The organism is Octadecabacter sp. SW4, from assembly GCF_008065155.1.
Taxonomy (GTDB): domain Bacteria; phylum Pseudomonadota; class Alphaproteobacteria; order Rhodobacterales; family Rhodobacteraceae; genus SW4.
On the sequence record NZ_CP042821.1, the window covers coordinates 1 to 23,783 of the forward strand.

Annotated in this window: 21 protein-coding genes and 1 pseudogene; 16 read left to right on the forward strand and 6 right to left on the reverse strand. The window is 56.6% G+C overall.

The genetic code is table 11. The annotated features are described in order from the left end of the window. Positions 1–1,098, forward strand: coding sequence for a tyrosine-type recombinase/integrase (locus FTO60_RS17100; RefSeq protein WP_148057257.1), 1,098 nt, complete (start codon positions 1–3; stop codon positions 1,096–1,098). Between the two features lie 490 nt (positions 1,099–1,588). Here FTO60_RS17100 and FTO60_RS17105 read toward each other — a convergent pair whose 3' ends face one another. Beyond that, positions 1,589–2,461 (reverse strand): AraC family transcriptional regulator, encoded by an 873-nt coding sequence (locus FTO60_RS17105; protein WP_148057258.1) that lies wholly within the window; start codon positions 2,459–2,461, stop codon positions 1,589–1,591. Between the two features lie 231 nt (positions 2,462–2,692). On the opposite strand from FTO60_RS17105, the gene FTO60_RS17110 reads away from it, so the two are divergent. From FTO60_RS17110 to FTO60_RS17120, 3 genes are all read left to right on the forward strand, one after another. Then, entirely contained in the window at positions 2,693–3,529 is an 837-nt protein-coding gene (locus tag FTO60_RS17110; protein WP_254696971.1) for an aldo/keto reductase, read from the forward strand. A gap of 56 nt (positions 3,530–3,585) precedes the next feature. Continuing rightward, positions 3,586–4,161: an SRPBCC family protein gene (locus FTO60_RS17115; RefSeq protein WP_148057260.1), complete on the forward strand. Its 576-nt coding sequence runs from the start codon at positions 3,586–3,588 to the stop codon at positions 4,159–4,161. 233 nt (positions 4,162–4,394) lie between these two features. After that, on the forward strand, positions 4,395–5,027 hold the full coding sequence (locus tag FTO60_RS17120; protein ID WP_148057261.1) for a tyrosine-type recombinase/integrase: 633 nt from the start codon (positions 4,395–4,397) through the stop codon (positions 5,025–5,027). Between the two features lie 235 nt (positions 5,028–5,262). Here the strand turns inward: FTO60_RS17120 and FTO60_RS17125 are convergent, their stop codons facing one another. The 5 genes from FTO60_RS17125 to FTO60_RS17145 all read right to left on the reverse strand — a co-directional run bounded on the left by FTO60_RS17125 (position 5,263) and on the right by FTO60_RS17145 (position 10,525). Next, on the reverse strand, positions 5,263–6,315 hold the full coding sequence (locus FTO60_RS17125; protein WP_148057262.1) for an ABC transporter ATP-binding protein: 1,053 nt from the start codon (positions 6,313–6,315) through the stop codon (positions 5,263–5,265). Then, entirely contained in the window at positions 6,315–7,418 is a 1,104-nt protein-coding gene (locus tag FTO60_RS17130) for a cellulase family glycosylhydrolase (RefSeq protein WP_172623950.1), read from the reverse strand. Before FTO60_RS17130 ends, FTO60_RS17125 begins: the two co-directional genes overlap by 1 nt. A 61-nt stretch (positions 7,419–7,479) precedes the next feature. Continuing rightward, complete coding sequence (locus tag FTO60_RS17135; protein WP_148057264.1) at positions 7,480–8,763, reverse strand: extracellular solute-binding protein; 1,284 nt, start codon at positions 8,761–8,763, stop codon at positions 7,480–7,482. Between the two features lie 23 nt (positions 8,764–8,786). Next, the gene (locus FTO60_RS17140; protein WP_148057265.1) at positions 8,787–9,620 is read right to left on the reverse strand and encodes a carbohydrate ABC transporter permease; all 834 of its coding nucleotides are present in this window, start codon (positions 9,618–9,620) and stop codon (positions 8,787–8,789) included. Further along, complete coding sequence (locus FTO60_RS17145) at positions 9,617–10,525, reverse strand: carbohydrate ABC transporter permease (RefSeq protein WP_254696972.1); 909 nt, start codon at positions 10,523–10,525, stop codon at positions 9,617–9,619. Before FTO60_RS17145 ends, FTO60_RS17140 begins: the two co-directional genes overlap by 4 nt. Positions 10,526–10,789: 264 nt before the next feature. Here FTO60_RS17145 and FTO60_RS17150 point away from each other — a divergent pair, with 264 nt between their 5' ends. The 12 genes and pseudogenes from FTO60_RS17150 (at position 10,790) to FTO60_RS17205 (ending at position 23,485) form a co-directional block, all read left to right on the forward strand. Continuing rightward, a complete protein-coding gene (locus FTO60_RS17150; protein ID WP_148057266.1) occupies positions 10,790–11,836 on the forward strand; it encodes a LacI family DNA-binding transcriptional regulator in 1,047 nt (348 codons plus the stop codon). A 554-nt stretch (positions 11,837–12,390) separates the two neighbouring features. Further along, positions 12,391–12,730, forward strand: a pseudogene (locus tag FTO60_RS17155) (DUF736 family protein). A gap of 202 nt (positions 12,731–12,932) precedes the next feature. After that, a complete protein-coding gene (repA, locus tag FTO60_RS17160; RefSeq protein ID WP_148057268.1) occupies positions 12,933–14,117 on the forward strand; it encodes a plasmid partitioning protein RepA in 1,185 nt (394 codons plus the stop codon). Then, positions 14,117–15,082, forward strand: coding sequence for a plasmid partitioning protein RepB (repB, locus tag FTO60_RS17165; RefSeq protein WP_148057269.1), 966 nt, complete (start codon positions 14,117–14,119; stop codon positions 15,080–15,082). Before repA ends, repB begins: the two co-directional genes overlap by 1 nt. A gap of 242 nt (positions 15,083–15,324) precedes the next feature. Then, the gene (gene repC, locus FTO60_RS17170) at positions 15,325–16,617 is read left to right on the forward strand and encodes a plasmid replication protein RepC (protein ID WP_148057270.1); all 1,293 of its coding nucleotides are present in this window, start codon (positions 15,325–15,327) and stop codon (positions 16,615–16,617) included. Positions 16,618–16,679: 62 nt separating this feature from the next. After that, the gene (locus tag FTO60_RS17175; protein ID WP_254696973.1) at positions 16,680–17,843 is read left to right on the forward strand and encodes an ATP-binding protein; all 1,164 of its coding nucleotides are present in this window, start codon (positions 16,680–16,682) and stop codon (positions 17,841–17,843) included. 258 nt (positions 17,844–18,101) lie between these two features. Next, the gene (locus tag FTO60_RS17180) at positions 18,102–18,572 is read left to right on the forward strand and encodes a hypothetical protein (protein WP_148057272.1); all 471 of its coding nucleotides are present in this window, start codon (positions 18,102–18,104) and stop codon (positions 18,570–18,572) included. Between the two features lie 43 nt (positions 18,573–18,615). Beyond that, positions 18,616–19,548, forward strand: a complete 933-nt coding sequence (locus FTO60_RS17185) for an ArdC family protein (protein WP_148057273.1) — start codon at positions 18,616–18,618, stop codon at positions 19,546–19,548. Between the two features lie 90 nt (positions 19,549–19,638). Continuing rightward, a complete protein-coding gene (locus tag FTO60_RS17190) occupies positions 19,639–20,028 on the forward strand; it encodes a DUF3768 domain-containing protein (protein ID WP_148057274.1) in 390 nt (129 codons plus the stop codon). 148 nt (positions 20,029–20,176) lie between these two features. Beyond that, positions 20,177–22,153 (forward strand): ParB/RepB/Spo0J family partition protein, encoded by a 1,977-nt coding sequence (locus tag FTO60_RS17195; protein ID WP_148057275.1) that lies wholly within the window; start codon positions 20,177–20,179, stop codon positions 22,151–22,153. 82 nt (positions 22,154–22,235) lie between these two features. Beyond that, positions 22,236–22,829, forward strand: a complete 594-nt coding sequence (locus tag FTO60_RS17200) for a regulator (RefSeq protein ID WP_148057276.1) — start codon at positions 22,236–22,238, stop codon at positions 22,827–22,829. Further along, complete coding sequence (locus FTO60_RS17205) at positions 22,829–23,485, forward strand: hypothetical protein (protein WP_148057277.1); 657 nt, start codon at positions 22,829–22,831, stop codon at positions 23,483–23,485. Before FTO60_RS17200 ends, FTO60_RS17205 begins: the two co-directional genes overlap by 1 nt. Positions 23,486–23,783 lie beyond the last annotated feature (298 nt).

Below are 23,783 nucleotides of genomic sequence, written 5' to 3' on the forward strand. Positions count from 1 at the left end.
ATGACCTTAGAGGACGAGAAACCGAGATCGTCGCACTCTGATGCGCCTCATGATGCTCAGGACGACGAGAGAGATCAAGAAAAAAGTGATGGCATCGCCCTGCCCTCTCATGTCGCAGGTTCGGGTGCCCTTGATCGCCTTGTTGATACCGCGCGAGACTACGCCAAAGCCTCCACAGCCGAAAACACCAACAAGGCCTACGCGGCCGACTGGAAACACTTTGGGCGCTGGTGTCGGATCAGGGGCACGGACCCCCTGCCCCCGTCTCCAGAGATGATCGGACTGTATCTCGCGGATCTCGCTGCTCCAGTTGGTAAGACTCCAGCAATCACGGTCACGACCATCGAACGGCGCCTCTCCGGTCTTGCCTGGCACTACCAGCAACGCGGCTTCGCGCTTGATCGCAAGAACCGTCACATCGCCACGGTTCTGGCCGGGATCAAACGCAAACACGCTCGCCCGCCGGTGCAGAAAGAAGCCATCCAGCGCGATGACATTCTGGCCATGGTCGCTTGCCTGCCCTTCGATCTGCGCGGGTTGCGCGACCGGGCGATCCTTCTGTTGGGGTATGCCGGCGGCCTCAGGCGTTCTGAAATTGTCAGCCTCGACGTCCACAAAGACGACACCCCTGACAGCGGTGGCTGGATCGAGTTCATGGACGATGGCGCGCTTCTGACGCTCAACGCCAAAACCGGCTGGCGCGAAGTGGAAATTGGCCGGGGCTCATCTGATCAAACCTGCCCTGTGCATGCGCTGGAACAGTGGCTGCATTTCGCCAGGATCGATTTTGGGCCGGTGTTCGTGCGGACCTCTCGTGATGGAAAGCGCGCCTTGGAATCGCGCCTGTCCGACAAGCATGTTGCCCGCCTTATCAAACAGACGGTACTGGATGCTGGCATCCGATCAGACCTGCCAGAAAAGGAACGCCTTGCCCTGTTCTCTGGCCATTCGCTGCGCGCTGGTCTTGCCTCTAGCGCTGAGGTCGACGAGCGTTACGTCCAGAAACACCTCGGCCATGCCTCTGCTGAGATGACCCGTAGATACCAACGGCGCAGAGACAGGTTCCGCGTGAACCTGACGAAGGCCGCTGGACTTTAGATTCTTTGGCACCGTAAAGTGGTAAGCTACGCATTGAACATATGTCGGATGGTTAGTTTGGCATGCTAACGCTCTGGCGCGGACCAGGCCTATGGCTGCGCTCGAAACCGGTTGCCCGATTGCACTTTGCGGCTACTTCGTGGGGCGGTCCAACTTTCCCCGTCGCCGGACCGGCGCTATGCGCGCAGGAGCACTTCAAAGGGGTGCGTTGTGTCGTAGGATATCTGGGTATTGGCGAAAGCAGACCTCCGCACAAGACGCAGCTAATAGCGGTTAAGAGCCCGACTCAGTCATTGTGATATTGTGCTGCGCGCGCACGCAGCGCGAACAGTGTGGCACGAGCGAAAGCTTTCACACCGCAACGCAGCAGAAGAAACGGCCATTGGTCCAGCTCGCAGCACAGATCAGGCGTCGAATTTACAGGTCGCGGGACGAAGCTACCTTTGACCTATTCTGTTTGATTGTCAGCCGTGCTCACAGCAGAAGTAAACTAAGACGCCCGCGCCAGGTGATGTTTGGGGGAGCAGCCAAATTTTCGAGAGTAGTCGCGACTGAAATGAGTGGGGCTTTCGTACCCAACTTCAAACCCTGCAACGGATACAGATGGAACACCGCGCTCCAACAAAGCGCGGGCCTCGATCATCCGAAGATCCTTTTGATATTGCAACGGTGAGGTGCCAGTCACAGACTTGAAGTGCTCATGAAACGACGACGGGCTCATCCCCGCCACTTCGGCCAGTTCACCCACCACCAACGGCTCCCGAAAATTGGCCCTGATCTGTTGAATGGATCTGGCGACACGGCTGGCATGGCTGTCGACCGACAACAGGTTTCGCAACATGCCGCCAATCGGCGACAAGAGAAGGCGGTAGTGGATTTCCTTCAAGATCATCGGACCGAGGACCTGCGCATCAAGGGGCGCATCCATCAATTCCAGATAGCGCAGGATTGGATCAACCCATGCGGGATCAGCGACACTCGCCGAGAGAGACTTTGCATCATGAACGTCAGACACCGCTTCTCCGACCTGTTCATATAGGCTGCGCAGGATGCCCAAATCCAATGACAGAATGAGTGCGCGGTAAGGAGCGTCTGGGCTGGCTTTCGTGATTTTGGACGTCACGGGCAAGTCGTGACTGACCAGCAGTGCATCCCCTTCTGCCAGTTCTACAAATTGCTGGCCAACGTTCATTTCTTTTCGTCCCTGTAGGATCAAGCAAATCACAGGGTTATAGACGACAGCTTCGAACGCGGTGATGTGTTCGCGTTGAAATATGTGTGCCGACGGAAGAACCCGGCCAGAATGTGCTGTTTCTAGAGCTGAAAGCTCTGCTGATAAATTCTGCAATCTCTCAAACGTCATTGGTGTCTCCTCTACCAATCCCTATCAGTAGTGTTCCATGAGATCACGCATTTTCCCCACCTTTCGGAGGAATTGGCAAAATTGACGGAGAAATTGGCAGGACGGATTGCGGCCAAACACATAGCTCTAATTCAACAGCGCACATGAACGGAGCACAACATGTCTGGACCACAAACCACCTTCACTCTGAATTCGGACACTTCGATCCCCGCAGTGGGTTTTGGCACATATTTGATCTCGAACGATGATGCCGAAACCGCTATCAGTTCTGCAATCGCCGCAGGCTACCGGCACATCGACACTGCCTCTGGCTATCACAACGAAGAACCGGTCGGAGCTGGGATCAAGAAGGGCCTGCAGGCGCAGGGATTATCCCGTGCCGATCTGTTTGTGACGGCCAAGCTGTGGCCCGGAAATCCCGCCTGGGGCGACGCGCCCAAAACCGGTGCGCAAACAATCGAGGAATGCGACGCGAGCCTGTCGCGTCTGGGTTTGGATTATGTTGATCTCTACTTGATCCACGCGCACTATGGCGGTGAGAAGCGCCTTGAACAGTGGCGCGCCCTTCTAGAACTGCAAGCCAGTGGCAAGGCCCGTTCCATTGGCGTGAGTAACTTCAACGAAACCCATCTTGATGAGATCGCCGCCGCCGGTCTGCCGATGCCAGATGCCAACCAGATCGAATTACATCCCTGGTCCCAAAAGCCCGGCCTGCTTGCCCATATGGCGAGGCACGGCATTGCTCCAATAGCTTACAGCAGCCTTGTCCCGCTTTCCACCTGGCGCACAGAACCCGGTCAGGACAGCGCCAAGACTGATGAGATGAAGGCAGACGGTGAAGCTTTCAAAGGCATGGCGCAGAAGTACGGCGTCTCTGAGGCCCAGCTTTTACTGCGATGGGGCGTCCAAAATGGCTATGCCGTCCTGCCCAAAAGCCTGAACCCGGATCGGATGGCGCAGAACCTCGATCTGTTCTCATTCTCCATCGACGCGGCAGACATGGCGCAGATGGCGACCATGGACCGTGGTGAAGGCGTGGCCTGGGCATCAGGCGATCCCAGCAAATAGCCGCGCCTTCATCCATCCCTCAAAGACAACGAAACACCAACTCTATTGGAGCCCCTATGAACCGTTCTTTCCTGTTCACTTCAACCACACTTGCCGCCCTGTTGCTTGCAATCCCGTTCAGTACACCTTCGGCGGCAGACACACCCTGCGATGCGCATTTGATGAACGGCAACATCGCCCAACTCAGCCCGACCCACGCAACGGTTGATACATCGGTGCTTATCAACGCTACCGCGACGGAAGTGTGGGAAACCCTGACCGACTTTGACGACATGGCGAGCTGGAGCACCGGTACATTGCAGGGCATGACCGGCGACATCCAAGACGGCGGGAGCGTGACGATCACCTTCATCTTTGGCACCGATGAGAATGGCGAACCCAACTCGATGGAAATCCCGCACACGCTCATCTACGATGAAGGCCGCTCTTTCGGTTGGTCCGATCCTTTCCCAGAAGACAATGGCGGCGGGCACGACAACCATGTCTATCGCGTTGAAGCCTGCGGGGTTCAGACCTTGTTCGTCCAATCAGACGAAGTTGTCGACAACCCCTATGCGGCGAATTTCGTGACCCAGCTGCTGCCCATGTATCAAACGTTTAATACGGAGCTGAAAGCCGCTATAGAGGACTAGGCAGGATAGTTTTGCGGCGCGAGGCTGTCTGATAAGTTCTCGCGTCCATCCCGCCCAAGCCGACGTTCACTGCGTTGCAGAAACTTGGAGTATTGGGCTCATAAAGTTCCAATGCATGGGCATAAATCCCCTGTTCGGCGGCCCCCCAAACCAGCCTCCGGGTCCGGTATGTAATATGGCTCTGTCAGTGCTGTGCTGATGCCTGGGCTGGAGGGAGGAACGGAGGGCATACCATGCCAAGAGTCCAACTTCCCGCAGTCACCCCCAAACGTAAGGCTTGGAACAAGGGACGAATTATCGGTCAAAAGCGACCGCTGTTGCCTAAGCAGGTTTGGGCGATCCGCGCCCGCCTCGAACTTGCCGGTTATCTTCGTGATCTGACTTTGTTCAACGTCGCCATCGATAGCAAGCTGCGTGGTTGCGATCTTGTCAAACTCTCGGTTATCGACCTAGTCAAAGATGATCGCGTGCGTGAACGGGTTTCAATCATCCAAAGCAAAACAAAGAAACCCGTCCAGTTTGAATTGACGGAAAACACACGCGATTCCGTCCTGGCGTGGGTCAACTCGCCCGAGATGTTTGCTTGCGGGTTCATGTTTCCGAGCCGGTTTCACGATCGCCCACACATTTCGACGCGCCAATATGGTAGGCTCGTCCGTGACTGGGTTAAGGCTATTGGTTTGGAGCCTAGCGCGTATGGCACGCATTCTCTCCGCAGGACAAAGGCGGCAGAGATTTACCGAAAGACCGGTAATCTCCGCGCAGTCCAACTGCTGCTTGGTCACACCAAAGTCGACAGCACAGTGCGCTATCTTGGCGTCGAACTGGAGGATGCTTTGAGTATCGCAGAACGCATCGACATCTGAACCAACTTGGCGGACGCACTCGCCGTCCGCCACTTCAAAACGGTTTTCGACTCGCCTTGCGGCATCGAGGCACAATGTGACGGATGCCTCACATTGTGCCAATGCCCGCTCTCGTGCTGGAGGACTACCACGGACCGCAGGCCCTATGCTATGAAGAGTAATACAGGGTCTTGCCATCGGACTTCCCCATGAGGTGGCCGGGGTGCCCCGTAGCTTCGCTGCGAGTTCTTTTTCTCTAGCGAAGTCGCTGCTCTGACTCGGCATCAAACAAATAGAGTCGGCTGTGATCAAACCGCAGACCCACACGCTGACCTTCACTTGCCCGTTCATCACCGCGCTCTTCGATGACAATTTTCTCCCCAGTGTCCGAAACAAGGTAAGCAAAGGATACACCGCCAAGGCTCTCCACGAGATCGACATGCAGGGCGTCTCCCGTCGGGTCGATTTCAAGATGTTCGGGACGTAGGCCAGCGGTCACCGCTCTGCCTATCGCGCCAATCGGGCTTGGCACCTTCATTTTCAAGGCCGGGATCGTCACACCGTCATCGCCAGACATTGCATTCAGGAAATTCATCGCGGGCGATCCGATAAAACCCGCGACGAATTTGTTGTCGGGATCACGGTACAGATCTAGCGGCGAGCCAACCTGCTCGATCCGCCCCAATCGCAAGACCACAATCTTGTCAGCCAGGGTCATCGCCTCGACCTGATCGTGGGTCACATAGATCATCGTAGCACCGATTTCCTTGTGCAGACGGGCGATTTCCACCCGCATCTCAACCCGCAGTTCAGCATCAAGGTTGGACAGGGGTTCGTCGAAGAGGAACACTTCAGGACCGCGGACGATGGCACGCCCTATGGAAACACGCTGTCGCTGACCACCCGACAGGGCCGCAGGCTTTCGATCCAGATATTCATCAAGTTTCAGAATGCGGCTGGCTTCAGCGACCTTCTTTTCAATCTCCGGCTTCGCGTGACCGTTCATACGCAGGCCGAAGCCCATATTGTCCTTCACGGTCATATGCGGATAGAGCGCATACGTTTGGAAAACCATCGCGACACCACGATCAGAAGGGTCGAGTTTTGTCACGTCCCGCGCACCTATGGTCATCGTGCCACCGGTTGTCTCTTCCAATCCCGCGACCATGCGCAACAAAGTTGACTTGCCGCAACCGGACGGGCCGACGAAAACACAGAATTCCCCGTCTTCGATTTGCATGTCGACCCCGTGGATCACCTGCACGTCACCATATTTCTTGATGACGTTGTTCATCGCGACGCCTGACATCAGATTGCCGTCCTTTCATGCATCCGGGCCTCGCTGTTCGTCAGCCGCCGGATCGTTTCAATTTCGCGTTCGTCATAGGGCCGCCCGTCTTCGTGCAGCAGGTCGTGGAACCAGATGTCACGTGCGGGGTCGCCGCCGTGGGCCTTGACTAGTTCGTCCGGCCAAGGCACCCACGTCTGCGTGCGTCCTTTGACCAGCCCCCATTGAAAGCATCCCACAAGTCGGTCGTGAAACAGTTCCAGTTGATCACTGATCTGACTGTCGACGGCGCGCGCCATCCATTCTGTGCACAGGATTGGGCGATCAAGCACCGTCAGCACGTCGATGAATTCCGAAACGCGTTCCCGGTTCCAGTAGGCATGGAAAGTAATGATGTCCGAATGCAGCAGTGCACTCCGATCAATCTCGGTTTGATAGGGGTGACTGTCATCACCTGGCAGAGGCGTTGTCCAAGCCGCGACCGTCAAGGGCTGGACCGGATATTCGGCGCGTGCCCACTCAAAGCAGCTTTCCATTAGGGACAGAGCGCTTTGTTCAAGTGCAGAGGCGTAATGTTCAAAATCGCCGTCGGCAAAGTTCATGCGGTTGCCGGGCTCATTGTAGAGATCCCAGAACAGGATCCGTCGGTCATCGCGGAATTTCCGGATCATCGCACGAACATAGGATTGTAGGCTGTCGCGTTGGTCGAGGTCCATCACGATCGCCCGACCAGGCGAGGCCACGGCACGGCTGTTGTGCACGCCAGGAACCGGATCGGCCTGCGGCCCCCAGACGGGTTCATCCCCACCAAAACCGCAGTCGTCGAAGAGACATGGAATGGTGTCGATACCAAGGTCTTGGGCGACGTCCATGACCTGATCGAGGCGGCCCATCAGGCCCTCTGCGTCATGCACCCAACCAAGATAGGGAAGGTTGACCCGAATAGCATTGAAGCCAATGTCGGCAGCCCATCCCAGTTCGCGCTCAATTGTTGGCATGTCGAACGTATCCGGGTGCCACATTTCAATGAAATTTACAGCTGTAGAGGGCAGAAAGTTAAATCCACAGACCCAAGGGCGTCCTTGCCACCAGTCTTTGGCATGTTTGCTTGTCCAACGGTCCATGCGTGCACCCGATACGTAAGTCATGGGCCGCCCCGCTCATGATAGCGAGGCGGCAGGTTACTCAGCGGTCTAGAAGGTCCTGCACTTCGATCTCGGCGTCGCCCAAGGCGGCCTCAACCGTCTTGCCAGTCAGCCAGATTGCCTGAAGCTCACGATTCAACACGTCCTGGATCGCGCCGTAACGCTCGGATGGTGGTGTGTCGCGGGCGATGGCGGCGGTGCCGGTGTATTCATCGCGATGCGGCAGCGCATTATAGGCCTCGCTATTGACGACAGAGGTGCGGACAGCCATGTGTCCGGTCCGGGCCCAGTCGATGTTGTGGTCATTGATGAAGGCGAGAACCTTCAGCGCCGCCTGATATTTTTCAGGGTCTTCGGCCTTGAGAGAGGCGGGAATCGCCCACATGTGACTGTCGGCCCAGGTGGCGCCGGTTTCAAACAGGGTTGGGAAGTCGGCGACATAGTAGTTGTCGAGACCCACTTCTTCCTTTGCGGCCTCGGCAGTGTAGAAATCGACCACCCAAGTGCCGTTGACCAGAATACCGGCTTCGCCATTCAGAAATGCCTGCTGACTGTCGGCATAGTTCAACTGCGGATCAACAAGATCCGCATCAAAAAGCTGCGTGATCGCGGTAACCGCGTTCTGGCCTGCTTCTGTGTTGATCGTGGCGGTGCCGTCTTCGGTGAAAATGTTGGCGTTCTGCTGCCACATCAGCGCCAGCACAACGCGTACGCCGATCGGGAACTGGGCAAAGTCGGCGGCAAGGTAATCCATCCCGGTGGCATCATTGAACTGCTGGGCTTGGGCCAGCAGTTCTTCGGGCGATGAAGGCAGCACCGGCTTGCCGTCCTCAACCAAACCGGCCTGCGCCATCAGGTCCATGTTGACGTGCCAAAGGTTGGCATGGATATCCATCGGCACGCCGTAGATTTGGCCATCGTATGTCACCGCGTTGCGGGCACGATCGCTCCAATCACTGGGATCGATACCGACGGACTGCAAATCATCGCCGATATCAGCCAGCGCCCCAAGCTCCGCGAATTCAGCAAGCCTTGATCCCTGCATCACATGGATATTGGGCGGGGTGCCGCCGGCATAGGCCGCCTTGATCTGGTCGTAATAATTGCCCCAATCAGTGGGTAAGGTATTTACCGTGACACCGTCGATCTCAGCTGAGGCTGCGTTGATAATCGATTGGATGATGCACGCCTCGCCGGTGGTGACGGTGGGGTCAGCCCCGGCATCTTCGCAGGCTCCGAAAAAGCGCGCGAGGGTGATCTCCTGCGCAAATCCGCTGGTGGCGATAGTTGCGGCGATTGCCGCTGTCAGAAGCACATGTCTCATGATTTCCTCCCTGGAATGTGCGGTTAGCCCTTGGATCCACCCGCGGTCATGGCTTGCACCACATACCGCTGGAAGAACAGGAACAGGATAACAACCGGAAGCGAGGCGACGACGCCCGAGGCCATTACACGGCCCAGCCCTTCCGATTGCGCGAAGTTCGATTGAATGGACGCGAGACCCAACGTAATGGTGAAAAACTCAGGCCGCTGGGCAGAGACGAGCGGCCAAAGATAGTCGTTCCAAGCGTAAAGAAACGTCAAAATCGCCAGCGTCATCATCGCAGGTCGCGCCAGCGGCAGCATCACATACCAGAAAATCTTGAGCCATGAAACGCCATCCAGACGCGCAGCCTCTTCGATGTCTTTGGGGATCGCTTTGAAAAACTGCATCATCAGGAACACGCCGATAGGCACAGCCATGCGCGGCAATATCAGCGCTTGGTAACTGTTGTGCCAGCCGAAATTGGCGAACATTGTATAAAGCGGGATGAACACAGCCTGTTCCGGAACCATCAGCCCGATCAGGCAGATCACCATGATCGTGCGCTTGAACGGAAACTCCATTCGCGCCAATGCGTAACCCGCAGTGGTCGAAACCAGCAGCACGCCCAATGTCATCCCGATGGCTACGATGAACGAATTGAGGAACCATCTTGGTGTCTGACCGAAAGAAAACAGGGCGGCATAGTTGTCCCATGTAAAAGGAAGTGGAATCAGGCCAAAAAACGTCGACGAGGTTGTCCGAGCCAACACTTCATTGGGTTGGAACGAAAGCGAGACCATCCAGAGCGTTGGCACCAGCCACAAAAACGCGGGGATCGAAAGGCCGAGGATGAGCCAATAGTAACTACGGTTCATTGGTCTTTCTCCCGTCCGATAACAAACTGGATGATCGAGAACGACCCCATGATGATGAACAGGAACACCGCCATCGCCGATGCACGGCCAAGTTCACTGTCACGGAAACCGGTTTGGTAAATGTAGCGGACCAGCACTTGTGTGGTGTCGTTGGGACCACCTTGGGTCATCAGATGCGGTTGTCCGAACACTTGGAAATGCAGGATGATTTGCAGGATCACCACGACCGAGATCGTCCGCGTCAGGTTTGGCAGCGTAATGAACCAGAACGCCCGCGCGCCCTTGGCATTGTCCAAGGCCGCGGCCTCGTAAATGTCTTTCGGGATGTCCTGAAGTCCCGCCAAGAACAGGACCATCGCGATGCCTAGAGACCACCAGACTGTTGCAATGACGATGGCTGCCATGGCGAATTGTTGGTCCGTGAGCCAATTGATCGGCGTACCACCAAAGGTCTCGGTGATGTTGGCGATCAGACCCTGACGGGGCGAGAACATGATCTGCCAGATCAGCGTGACTACCGTCACCGAAAGAACTTGGCTCAAGAAAAACAAGGTGCGCAGGATGCTCATGGCCCGCGTTTCGCGATTGAGTGCCGCCGCTAATAAAAGAGCGGATATTGTTACGCCCGGAACGGCAAAGCCAACAAATACCAGCGTATTGCCAACCGTGGGCCAGAACCGCCGGTCATACCAACGGCCTTCCTCGCCCGGATGAAAACCGGGGAGGAACACCAAGAGCACTGAAACGACGCCAAGGGCAATCGCATTGAAGCGGCTCAAACGGCCCATCCGGGAGAGGAAGATCGAGAGTGCGACGCCCATGAAACCAAGAGTCTGCAAAATGGGGGCGTTGAAGACGGACCATGTGATGTCCTTGCCCCACATCACCCGTTCATAATTCCGCATGCCAACGAATTCCTTGGCGTCGGGGTTGAACGCGACGGCCAGCAGGTTCCAATCGTGGAGCGATATCCAGACACCGCGAAAGAACGGATAAATCAGAAACAACGTGTAGGTGATCAGGAATGGCGCAAGCAAAAGCCAAGCGGCTTGCGTCTGCGATAGTTTTGACCGTGAAGCCATCGACCGCCTCCTCCCAAAGTGCGCTGATTCCTCTTGTGCTAATATTATTAGCAATATTTATTAGCTCGTAGCAAGGGATTTAAGAATTTGACCAAGAAACCCAATGAAAAAGGCACGTCTCGCGTCACGATGAAGGACGTCGCCCTTCACGCTGGCGTCTCACAATCAACCGTTTCGTTTGTGTTGAATGGGCTAGAGGACATGCGCATCAGCCGCGAAACCCGCAAACGGGTGAAGGACGCGGTAGACGCTTTGGGCTACCGCCCGCGTGGCGCCGGCCGCCCGCCAAAGTCCGCTGGCCTTGGTGTCATCGGCTTTATGCTGGACGAAATCGCAACCAGTCCGTTCGCGGCCATCTCAATCGAAGGCGTCCAAGAGGAGGCTTGGAAAAACGACATCATTGTCGAAGTCGTCATGACAGGGGGCGATGCTCAATATGAGGCGGAAGTTCTCAAGAAATGGGCGCAGGACGGCGTTGTCGGCGTTATCTATGGCTCGATCCTGACTCGCGAGGTCGTGCTGCCAGACGGTTTGGCACGCCACCGGGCAACACTGCTGAATTGCTATGACGCGGCAGGCAAATACGCATCCGTCGTCCCAGCCGAACGACGCGGCGGAGAAGAAGCGACAAAAGCACTCCTCGACGCCGGGCATCGCCGCATCGCGTTCATTTCAGGTGAAAGCTGGATGGAGGCCTCTGACCAGCGCATGGAAGGCTATGAGCGCGCCCTCCGTTCGGCCCGCATCCCCGTTGATCCGAGTCTCATCGCCGAAGGCAACTTCCTGCCTAGTGGGGGTCGCGAGGCCACATTGAAACTTATGGCTGGAAAGACCCGCCCTGAAGCCATCTTTTGCGCAAACGATCTTATGGCAGTCGGTTGCTACGAGGCTCTCAAGGAGCTTGGGGAGACAATTGGTGAGACCATCGCAGTCATGGGATATGACGATCAGGAGATTGCACAGCATTTGTCGCCGGGTCTCAGTACAGTCCTGCTGCCTCACCGTGAAATGGGACAATGGTGCGTGAAAGAACTGCTGAAAACCAAAGAAGAGCCCTCAATTGCACGAATGGAGTGTCCAGTGGTCCCTCGCCAATCGCACTTGCTTTGCGCGGTTCAAGTTCGCGCCGACTGACACGGTGCCCTCAACGGGTATTCGCAACAAAACGGTGCTTCGCCCGAGTCTCGATAGATTTGACGCAGTGCAGCAAAGGTGCGGTTTGGATTTAGCGTAAAGCAGCCTAGTTGAATGACCGCAATGGCGACGCGAGCAGCAACGCGGCGACAGACATGCCGCAGGCGCGAAGTAATGCTGCGTCAGCGAAATCAAAACAATGGATGGCGGGAAAGTCCCGCTTGGCTGTCGTGCAGCATCATTCCGTCAATGTCGGCTTCAGGGAAGGGCGTTCAAGCCGGAGACCATGTACGGTCTCTCGACTGCCGCCTTCGACTTTGCGGCTGCGTAGTGGCCAGCAACCTTCAAATGAAGTTGCATGACATGCTGGTCGCAGGGGCTGCCCCGAACACAAAGGGCGTCCGCCAGAACTGTCCCCTGACCAGCGGGTCATTCCTCGCGGACCAAAATTCTGGCCCCCTGCCCTTCTTCGCTTCGCTGCGCCTTCGGTGTGTTCAGGTCTTAGGCCCCTGCCCTTTGACCATCATTGCAACATCAAATGATGGAGCAAAGCAATGACTACTAACTGCATCAAATTCGAAAGCGCCGACATTAAGGCCTCCAAAGGCGTCGGTTCGATTTCCACCCTGACCTTCGACATCGACCTCACCGTCGAACCGATCGCCAGCGATAATCCCATGGCACTTTCACATCGCGTGCTTGGCCGTTCGCCTCGTGGCCGCTTGGTCGAATGCGGCGGCATCTGGAAGAAGCAGAATCGCGACACCGGCGCTGACTACTTCACGTTGTCGATCCGTGACTACGGCTTCAATGCCAATCTCGGCAAAGCCGCGAACCAGGATGATGCTGCGACTCAAGCAGTGATCCCCTTGGGGGCCAAAAGACGCCGCCTGAGCAGCGCGTTGTGGGCCGCAATTCGACCCACAACAGCCCAGAGTTTACAGCTGTAAACTCATCCGCCATTTTGCATGATGTAGCGGATCACGGTTTGTTAGACACTAAATAGGCAAAAAATCATTGACTTAAGCTCGTGAATCGCTGCTTTTAACCCCAAGTGGCGCGAAAAAAGCCATATTGAGCAAATTGGGGCAACCACATGATTCCCGTGACACCAATAGTTACCAACCGACCATCGGAGCTGGCAACCGATATTTCCGAACGCCTTACAACCGCGATCCGAGAGCATTTGCTGTCGGCCTTCGCTCCCGACAATACAAAATCTCTACGCCTATTTAGTGCACCTGAAGCCGCTGAGCTCTTGGGGGTATCTGGCCAATTCATGCGCAAAGTCCACGGTGAAGGCACCCTGCCCGAACCACAAGAGATCCGTGCGGGGCGTCGTTACTACACTGCACGGGACATCTGGGGTGCCCGTCAGATCCTCGAGCAAACTTCCCGTAAAAAGGGGCGCTACCTTCCAGGCCGGAAAGATGGGGACAAGCTGCAAGTTTGGCAGTTGATGAACTTCAAGGGCGGTTCAAGTAAGAGCACAACGACGATCCACTTGGCGCATTTTCTGGCCCTGCAAGGATACAGGGTCTTGGCTGTGGACCTTGATCCCCAAGGCTCGCTGACGTCCATGTGCGGGATCAGCCCAGAGATCGAGTTTGATGGGCTAACTGTATATGACGCCATTAGGTACGACGATCCGGTGCCTTTCGCTGAAACAATCGTGGAAACATATTTCCCAGGGCTTTCTCTCGCCCCATCCCGCCTGCTCCTGTCAGAGTTTGAAACAGAGTCTGCTGTGAACTCGAGTCCTGATCAGCCGTTCTTCACGCGGATCCGAAGTGCTCTCGCCCAAGTCGAAGACCAGTATGATATCGTCTTGATGGATAGCCCCCCACAGCTTGGTTTCCTGACTATTTCTGGCATGGCGGCCGCGACTTCTTTGATAGTGCCCCTCACGCCTTCCATGCTCGACGTTTCATCAACAGCGCAGTTCTTGGAGCTAGCAGGTGCCTATATGGGTGTCATCGAAGAGGCCGGCGCAGAGCTGCAATACGATCACTTCAAATTCTTGATAACGCGTGATGAACCGACAGACATCCCGTCGCAACAATTGACTTCGTTTATGCGCGCGCTTTTTCAGGACCGCGTCATGGGAGCAACCGCCCTCAAAAGCACCGCAATCAGCGATGCGACCATGCTCAAACAATCCATCTACGAGGTTGTGAGGTCAGAAATGACTCGCGCGACTTATGATCGTGCGAAGAACTCAATGGATGCGATCGGCAAAGAGGTTGAAAAAATGATCCACCAATCATGGGGGCGTAGCTGATGGCCCGTAAATCCCTACAAGGCCTTTCTGGCATTGCCAAAACGATTGCCGACTCCGGTCCGCGCACCGCTGATCGTAAACCAAATACTAGCGCTCCTGCGCTTGGTGCACTTCAGGGCTCGCTCTCCGCAATCCGGGAAATTGATCCGAAGCTTATTGACGAGTGGGGCCCGAAAGACCGCCTTGACGGGTTTACAGCTGTAAACTCGGATGAAGAGGGAGATGGTTTCGATACCCTGATGACCAGTATCAAGGAAGATGGCCAACAGGTGCCTATCCTTGTGCGCCGGTCAAACATTGACGGGCGCTACGAGGTTATTTATGGTCGACGCCGCCTCAAAGCTTGCCGTGAGTTGGGGCTGAAGGTCCGTGCCAACGTCGAAGACCTTGATGACGCCTCAGCCTTGCTTGCCAAAGGCCTTGAGAATGCAGCACGACGCAATCTTTCATTTTATGAAAAAGCGCGCTTCGCAGCCGTTATCCAAGTTGCAGGACATGACACCAAGACTGTTCGCCAAGTGCTGAGCCTCTCGGCTCCCGGATTGTCCCATCTCACTAAAGTCACCGAGAATGTGCCAGATGATGTGGGTGTCGCAATCGGCGCTGCCCAAAAGTCGGGCCGCCCGAAGTGGACGGCGCTCGCAGACGCCTTCATAACAAAGAAGGTTTCTGCAAGCGCTGCATTTGCGATCCTCTCAAAGCTAGAACCTGACCTTTCGTCGGATGACCGTCTTGATAGGCTCCTGGCCGAGATCGCGCGACGCGGCGCGCGCCCGAAAGAGGGCAGGGCGGTTACGCCTGCTCCCGGAGTAACGATTAAATCTAGCAAGTCTTCCGTCACCCTCGCGGTCAAAAAGACCGGCAAGGATGGCGACTTCGGGGCATGGCTCGACGGGCACCTCGAAGCGATTATCAAGAAATCCTACCAGGAGTTTACAGCTGTAAACCCTGAGGATGAAACCTGAGGAACGAGTAGAAAGGAGGAAGGCGAACAAAGAAAACCCCCGAAACCAAGGTTCCGAGGGCTGCTGCGCAGAGCGCATATCTTAGATTTGACACCTAGATTCTAGCAGCCACCGAATCACCTTACAAGGAAAAACGCTCTTGAGCGTCCGGGAAACCTTTGTCTGCTGGCAAAACAATGGAAAAATCTAGTGATGCTCCATATGGAGCGACTGAGACAGGCATGCCTCAGAACGGTGGAGGTATGTCCAATATCAACAAACCGTCAGGTTGGCGGAAAGCTTCGGCTGGACTGGCCACAGCAGAGCAACTTGCCCAAGCCGGTGAACGGGTAGCTGTACCCAAAACAAGGGCATTCGTGGCGGTTAAACGCGTGGGCGCTCATATCGGCCTGAAGGCGGGCGACATGATGCTTCTCGACACGCTCGGGGCCTTTACGCGGGCCCAGGACTGGGAAGAGGGCAGGCGGCCGATCGTGTGGGCGTCGAACGCCTATCTGATGGAACAGACGGGATTCTCGCTGTCTGCCCTAAAGCGCCATGCGCGGCGTTTGGCGGAGGCAGGGGCCATTGCCTTCCAGGATAGCCCCAATGGTAAGCGGTGGGGCAGGCGGAACGCGGACGGCGTCATTATCGAGGCATACGGCTTTGATCTGTCGCCTTTGTCGGCCCGTGTGGAGGAATTTGAGCAGCTGCACGCTGAGTTGCAGGCCGAGCGCGCGCTCTGTCAGCGCCTGAAACGCCAGATCACCGTGGCGCGGCGCATGATCCGCGCACGCATCGAGGCGGCCACCAGCGGCGCGCTGAGAGGCCCCTGGGCGCAATTCACCGGCGCGTTCGAGGATCTTCTGGGCCGTTTGCCACGTCGTAACGAAGCCTCTGAGCGTCTCATGCGGCTTCTGACGTGGTTCAAAGAGCTTCAGGGGCGCGTGGAGGCCGCCTATCTCAAAGCGACTCAGCCAGCTGAGGTTGTGGACAACACGTCTGAATCGACTGAACAAGTGTCTATTAAGACTCAAGATATGGACCCCAGCGGGGCCATTTCCGACCCTCATATACTAATTACAAATCAACTTATTCCTGTAACCTGTAATTCCTCTGAAAAAGAGGACGCGGCGGGCGTGGTGCCAAATGCGCCACCGGAAGAGCAGGTTGATAGGGGGCTGGAAGATTGGGTTGCTGGTGTGCGAAAGAAACGTGCAGCGCTTGATTTGCCGGTTGTGATGCAGGCCTGTCCTGAATTCGCCTCCTGGGCGCGCAATATGGGCGGATATCTCAAGGATTGGGGTGATCTGCACCGCGTTGCCGGGCAGCTAAGGCCGATGATCGGCATTTCGGAGCATGCGTGGAACGTGGCACAGGAACAACTCGGCACGCAGGTGGCCACAGCGGCGCTGGTGCTTGTGTTCGAGAAGCATTCTGCGGGCGAGGTCGTGTCTCCTGGTGGATATCTGCGCGGGATGGTCGAAAAGGCCGGGGCAGGGGAGCTGCATCTCGAACGCAGCTTCTTCGGTCGGTTGAGCGGGGTTGCAGCATGAGGATCGGTGGGCTCATCTCTAAAACCTTGCAATTCTTCCACGTGATGGCATAAATGCAAGGTATGATCGCCCGTAATTATCTCAAACGCATTGAGCAAGCCTTGGACAACCAGGCTGGGGTTGTTTTGCTTGGACCGCGTCAGGTGGGCAAGACAACCTTGGCGCAGGATATCGCAGAGGCGCGTGATGCGGTCTATCTCGATATGGAACGTTTGGCGGATCGCCAAATCCTGGAAGAGCCGGATCTTTATCTCGATGAGCAGGTGGGCGGGTTGGTTGTCATCGATGAGGTGCAGTTGATGCCGGGCCTATTTGGGGCGTTGCGCGGTCAGATTGATCGCCGCCGTAGGGCAGGGCACCGGACCGGCCAGTTTCTGCTTCTGGGGTCAGCGTCCAATACGTTGTTGCAGCAAAGCGCTGAATCTCTTGCCGGGCGCGTAAGCTATCATGAACTGACACCGTTCACACTTGATGAGGTGGGGCAGGGGGCTTTGCCGCAGCTTTGGTTGCGCGGTGGGTTTCCGGACAGCTTTCTAGCCGGGTCGGATCGCGAAAGTCTGACGTGGCGCGAGGATTTCATTCGCACCTATCTTGAGCGGGATATCCCGTCCTTTGGGTTGCGTATTCCGGCGGAAACGCTGCGCCGCTTTTGGACGATGCTGGCCCACGAACAGGGTGGGTTGCTCAATGCAGCCAAGATCGCTGCGGGCTTGGGTGTCTCCGGCCAAAGCGTGGCGCGATACCTCGACTTGCTGGCTGATCTGATGCTGGTACGGCGCCTGCAGCCCTGGCATGCCAACGCAGGCAAGCGGCTGGTCAAATCTCCCAAGGTCTATATCCGCGATGCCGGTCTCACCCATGCGCTTTTGGGTCTGGAGACGACGGAAGCCCTTCTTGGCCATCCTGTCGTTGGCGGATCCTGGGAAGGGTTCTGCATCGAGAACCTGATCGCGGCAGCGCCTCGGGGCACGGAAGCGAGCTTTTATCGCTCATCTGCTGGGGCCGAAATCGACTTGGTTCTCAAACTGCCAGACCAGGCGCTATGGGCGATCGAGATCAAACGCACCACCAGTCCCAAAGTCACCCGTGGGTTCCACATCGCAACCGAAGAGTTGGACGTCGCGGAACGGCTGTTGGTCTATGCGGGGGATCGCGATGTGCCGGGGCAAGGGGGCCTCCGTGCAATGCCCCTGGATCAGGCCATTAACAAAGTCAGGGGCCTCTAGTTGCCGATCCTCAGATTTACCAAAGTTATTGAAAAATAACCATATTTCGAACTAAAGAGTAAATTTTTGCCGATATGCTTTGCCGATCCGAAATTTTCTCATGTTGAGTTTCCTAAGGTCGTTCTGAGAACAAGTTTCTGACCTGTAGAAAAGTGAAAGTTTCCTTCTTGTTTTGGGACCGACTGAAGGGACCTTTGTGGAGTTCCCTGATGGGTCTGGACCGGTTTCCGGTCTGTCCTTTTCAAACAGGGCCTTCCCATGAACATAGAAGTATTGCGCGTGCTCCGCGCTGATGCCGCCGCGTGGTGGCGAAATAGAGAGCTAAGGCGGTCTGGTAACGTTGAAGAAGCAAAAAGGCGAGAACGGGCATCTATTCGCCGCGATCTTGGATACCTCCGCACAGCACTCTCCAATCCGAACGCCTATGTGAGTTGCGGCGGGGCAGGGACCATTCTTCACCTAGGTTTGACGACTGTCTCGCTCTACGCGCCTGTCGAACGATTTCCGATTGCACACATTGCTGTCTGGCTTGGCGTGCCGATGGTGGATATCAGACCGGTTAAAGATGTGATTGCTCTCGCAAACCTGCCGAAGGTCATAATGGATGGCAAAGTTGATCCAGAGCCTTGGACGTCCTCCAGCCGGATACCGCTTTTGACATATCTCGACGCTGCCGAACGCCTCGGCGCTCGCATCGTCAACTATCCGCGCGCAGGTTGCGCGACCTAACCCAACTCCCCCAATCAATTTCAACATCGAAAGGAGGCCAGCCATGGCCCGTTCCCGCACGTCCAAATTTGACGCATCCGACGCCATCACCAATGAACTCATCCGCATCATCGAACGCGGGGTTCTCCCTTGGCGCAAACCGTGGACCGCTGGCGGCAGCGCGCGTCCGTTGCGCCACAACAGCGAGCCCTATCAGGGCGTGAACAACTTCCTGCTCACTATGCGCACGGTGGTGGCAGGATATACCTCTCCGTTCTGGATGACCGTGCCACAGGCAAATAACCTTGGAGCAAAGATCCGGAAGGGCGAACGCTCGTCCGTTGTTGTTTATTATGGCCAGAGTCGAACGCAGTCGGACGATGAGCAAGACACCAATGATGGTGATACCGCAGAAGCGCGCGTCTTTCGGTTCCAGAAGTCATATCGCGTGTTCAATGCAGATCAAATCGAGGGCTTGTCGGATGCATTCCATCCGGATGCCTGTCCGGTCCCCGATCATACGTCGTCGGCGCCAATCGAGCATATGCAGACGTTCTTTGATGCCATCGATATTACGACAGTCTTTGGTGGAACCGAGGCACGCTACAATCCGCCCGTCGACAAGATATTCATGCCAAGCATTGAGCGCTTCAAAAACCCGCTGAATTTTTACGGAGTCTGGGCGCATGAGCTTGCCCATGCCACCAAGGCACCCCATCGTCTGAACCGAGACTACGGGCTCAGCCGGTTTGGCAACACAGCCTATTCCCGCGAAGAGATCGTAGCAGAACTGACATCCTGCTTTCTGGGGCAGGAGCTCGGGTTCACCGCGCATACGCTCGAGCTGAACGCGTCGTATTTGTATCACTGGCTGCGTGTGCTGCGCTCGGACAAGACGGCAATTTTCAAACATGCGGCGGACGCGCAGAAGGCCTGCGATTATTTGATTGCGAGATCGGAAGCGGGCAGGGCAGGGGCCACCGATCAGGCAGCTTGAGAGGTGTGGTGCTGCCGCAGGCGAGGGTTCTCAAAGAGTGAAAGCAAGCTTTTGGTTTTGTGTTTTCAACTTCCTCGAAAGGACAGACCCATGACAACTGCTCAAGCCTCGCAGACAGATCGCCCCGACATCACTGTGATTGCCGCGCACAACGATGCCTTCCGCAAACTCGCCTGCCTTGGGGAAACCCATTCGCAGCCCATTCAGGGTCGAATGCACCTCACAAGTTCACTGGCCATGGCAGAAGATGGCTTGGCCCTTGAGGCCGTGCAAGCTGTGGGTGAGTTCGATGTCTTTGAGCCAGAGAATGATCCAGACGGATGCCACGACTTCGGGGCCGTGGATATCCGCGGGCAAAAGGTCTTCTGGAAAATCGATCTTTATGAAGCGGATAGTGATTTCCGCTACGGTGCTGAAACCCCCGACAATCGTGCAACCACCATGCGCGTGCTGACCATCATGATGGCATCTGACTGGTAGGGCAGGGGATCCGACGTTCTGAACATTCGAGGCCTGCTTCCTCTCTTCAAAGGGAAAGCAGGCCTTTTGTCATGTGATCCTCAAATCCGTGGATTGGTCAGGCCGGTCCGAATGTTCGGCGCGGCGCAACTTCTCAAAAGGACATCACATGACACATGCTCTCAAATCCATCTCGGTCGCCATTGGTGATCTCACGTCGCATCCTGCCAATGTGCGCAGCAATTCCCCTGAAACCTACGAGACAGAGGCGATCGCCCACCTCACCGCCAGCATCGGCGTCCTGGGCATCATCCAACCGCTTCTGGTTCAAAAGATCGATGGCAAGTTCGGCGTCTTGGCAGGTGGTCGACGTCGCGCTGCCTTAAACGAACTGGTCGCCGACAAGACCGCCAAGGGCTTCACCAACAAAACCAAGATCGAATGTCGCTTGGTGCCGGACAACTGCGATGTGACCACGGCCTTATCGTTGGCCGAGAACATCACACAAGCCCCGATGAACGCTATCGATGAGTTCGAAGCGTTTGCGCGTATGATGGAAGTCGATGGACAGTCACCTGAGACGATTGCCAAGACGTTCGGCACCACGGTCGCTGCCGTGAAGGGTCGCTTGCGCTATGGTTTGATCCATCCGGGTATCCGCGCGGCGGCCCGCGCCAAGACGATCACCCTCGATACAATGAAGGCCTTTGCGGACCATCCAAGCCAGGCCGTGCAGCTTGAGGTGTATGAGGCGCTGACGAGCGATGACAGCTATGTGCAGGCCTATACGGTGCGTCAGGCGCTCAAGACCCGCGGTGTGCAGGTGAGCGACGATATCGGGGCCTTTGTGCGCGAGGAATACGAGGCGCGGGGTGGTCCCATCGCTGCTGATCTCCTTGAGGAGCATTCGGTGTTGGAAGACATCGCACTGGTCGAGGCCATCATGGTCGAAAAACTCACCGCCGCCGCCGAAGAGGCACGAGCCCAAATGGGGTTTGCGTGGGCCGAGGCGTTGGTGCGCTACGATTATGCAACGATGGCAGAATATGGCCGCGTCTATCCCGGCCCGATCGAGCCTGATGCTGCAGGCCAAAAGCGTGTCGATGCGATCACCGAGGAGCTCGAGAAACTCCAACTCGAAATGGAGGACGAGACTCTCGAGACGGATGCCTACAACGCCCTCTATGATCGCGTGGATGCGCTCGAAGAAGAGGCGCGGGATCTGCAGGAGGCCTACAGCGCAGACGATCTTGCGCAGGGTGGTGTCATCGCATCCTGGTCGAACGGTAAGATTACGTTGCATGTTGGCCTGGTGCGGCCAGAGGACAAGCCTGAGGCGACTGCGCAGACAACCAGCGCCGGCGGCACATCTGGTGACGCAGAAGGGCAGGGAGTAGGCGCAATCGTCTACCCAGCATCGCTGACCCAAGACCTTAAGACTGAGCGGGCAATGGCCCTCGGGGCGGCGATGACCCTGCATCCCGAAGCCACGCTCGATCTGACTTTGTTCAAGCTGGTCACGGACGTGCTTGGCGGCATGAGCGCAACGCACGCCGTCAAGGTCGAGGCCCGCAAGGAATATCGCAGCCATGCCAAGATGGATGAGATCGACAGCACATCGCTGGAACAGGTGGCCGAGGCGCATGACGCGCTTGATCTGTCTTGGGCGGATGAGGCGAAGTCTCCGGCAGATCAGTTTGCATCGTTCCGTGCCCTTGAGGCGGGCGAGAAGGCCAAATTGGTCGCCTATGCCACGGCCAGCACGACGCAATCGTGCTTTGCCCGCAGCGTTCAGAGCGACAGCCTAATGCACGACTTCGAGATCGAAGTAATGCCCGACATTCGCGCGCATTGGACGCCGAACGCGGCGTTGTTCAACCGCTTCAAGAAGGCGTGGCTGCTCAAAATCCTTGGTGAGGAACTCGGCCTTGCGCAGGAGGCTGTGACACTGGCCTCTATGAGCAAGAAGGAGATCGTCGCGTTCTGCGATAAGCTCTTCGCCGAGCCCTTTGCGACCCTCACTGAGGCACAACACGCGGCCGTTGCGGCGTGGTGCCCGCCGATGATGCAAACGACCGGTGGCGTCAGCTTGGATGCGGAGGATGACGCAACTCAAACCGAGACCGTTCAAGCGAAAGCCGCCTGATCGCCCAAATGACCCGCGCTTGGAAACACCAGGCGCGGGTCAGATACCGACACTCCCTTGAAACACCAAGAAAGACATCCCCATGGCTATTCTCAAGTTCTCCGCGACAGCTGTTGCGGCGCAAATTGCGCATGCGCGCTCGTGTTCAACCTTCCTGCCCAATTGGAACGGGCCAGTCGATAAGCCCACCCTGATCCTCATCGTTGGGAACGGCGTGCATCTGCGCTCCAACGGCATTGACGGATCAACCACGCGCATCGTTACCACAGAACACTCTGACCCTTCCTTTGCCTTTGCGAACGGCATCAATCCGTTTCGGGACAGCGATTGGATGGCGCAGCGTCAAATGGCGTTCCGGGATCTGACCGGGCAGTTCTACACAGATATTTTGGACGATGTGCAGACACTTATTGATCGCGGGCAGGGGGCCATTCGGCTGGCAACCGATGGGCATTCTGTCCGCGTCTTCGTCCGTCGCGCCTCAGACTTTCTGATCGGCGGTATTTATGAGGTTCCGTCAGGCTTGGGTGGCACATTCCGAGTGGTGCTCAAGGACGCATGTGACACCTTCGCGATCGTGCAGAACTGCGGCAACTGCGAGGATTTTGACGCGATGCAGCCCTACCGCGTGCCGCTCGACGCGCTGATGGAGATCGAAGACCGGAGGGCGGCATAGTGGGCTGGTTGTTTTACACCGACCGGCGGGTTCAGACCTACGCCGATGAGAAAGCAGAGATCACACGTCTTTGCACTTTTGAGACAGATACGCGCCGCACGACATTGCTTAAAGCCAGCAAAGTAGGCTCTACATGGTATGCGGCAGCGAAGGTTGAGAGCCTTGATGCAGCGCCGTTAGAGGATCGGACCTACGTGACCGACAAAGACGGGTCATTTACCTTCGGTGCAGTGTTTCTGACGCGCACCGACGACGGGTGCTGGGGCTACAAAGACATGGAGGAAAGCGCTGGCCCAAATGAGTCCCGAGCGCCGCTGAGCATCCTCAATCTGTTGTCCGAGTTGAAAGACCCCGACAGCTACGCCCACGCTTGGCGGCAGCGGTGTCGGGACTGGGCCGCGATTCCTGATTGCGCAGAGGGCGACAAGATCAGGCTCGCCTCCCCTGTGACACTTAACGATGGCAGTACCTGTCAGATCGTCACAGCAACCCATTACAGGCGCGGACGTCAAAAACGGCGCTGCTACCGCATTGAGGAAACCGGCAGCCTTGTGAGGCTTTCAAAGGCGTCATTGGCAGGGTCAAAGCTCATCAGTCGCGAAATAGCTGAGGGCAGCGCCGTGTTGGCAGAGTTTTATGCGGGGCAGGGGGGCTAAGTCGACGTTCGCTGCACGACGCACGGATGACGGCTATGCGGACAAAACTGCCATTCATTTTTTGGACTTTGCTGACGCAGCATTCTCGCGCGTGCGGCACACTCATTGCTGCGTTGCAGCCGATGTCGCCAGACCGGACATTCGAAGCCAGTCTGAGACATGAAATTCACACCGCCATTTCGCTGCAACCGGGATCGACGTAACGAGGGCGGACCCTGCTGCCGTTCGAGCCGGGTGGCTGGACGGCCGGTGTCCGCGCTTCGCGACGTGATTTTTAAAAATGTTGAGCGATTCTCGA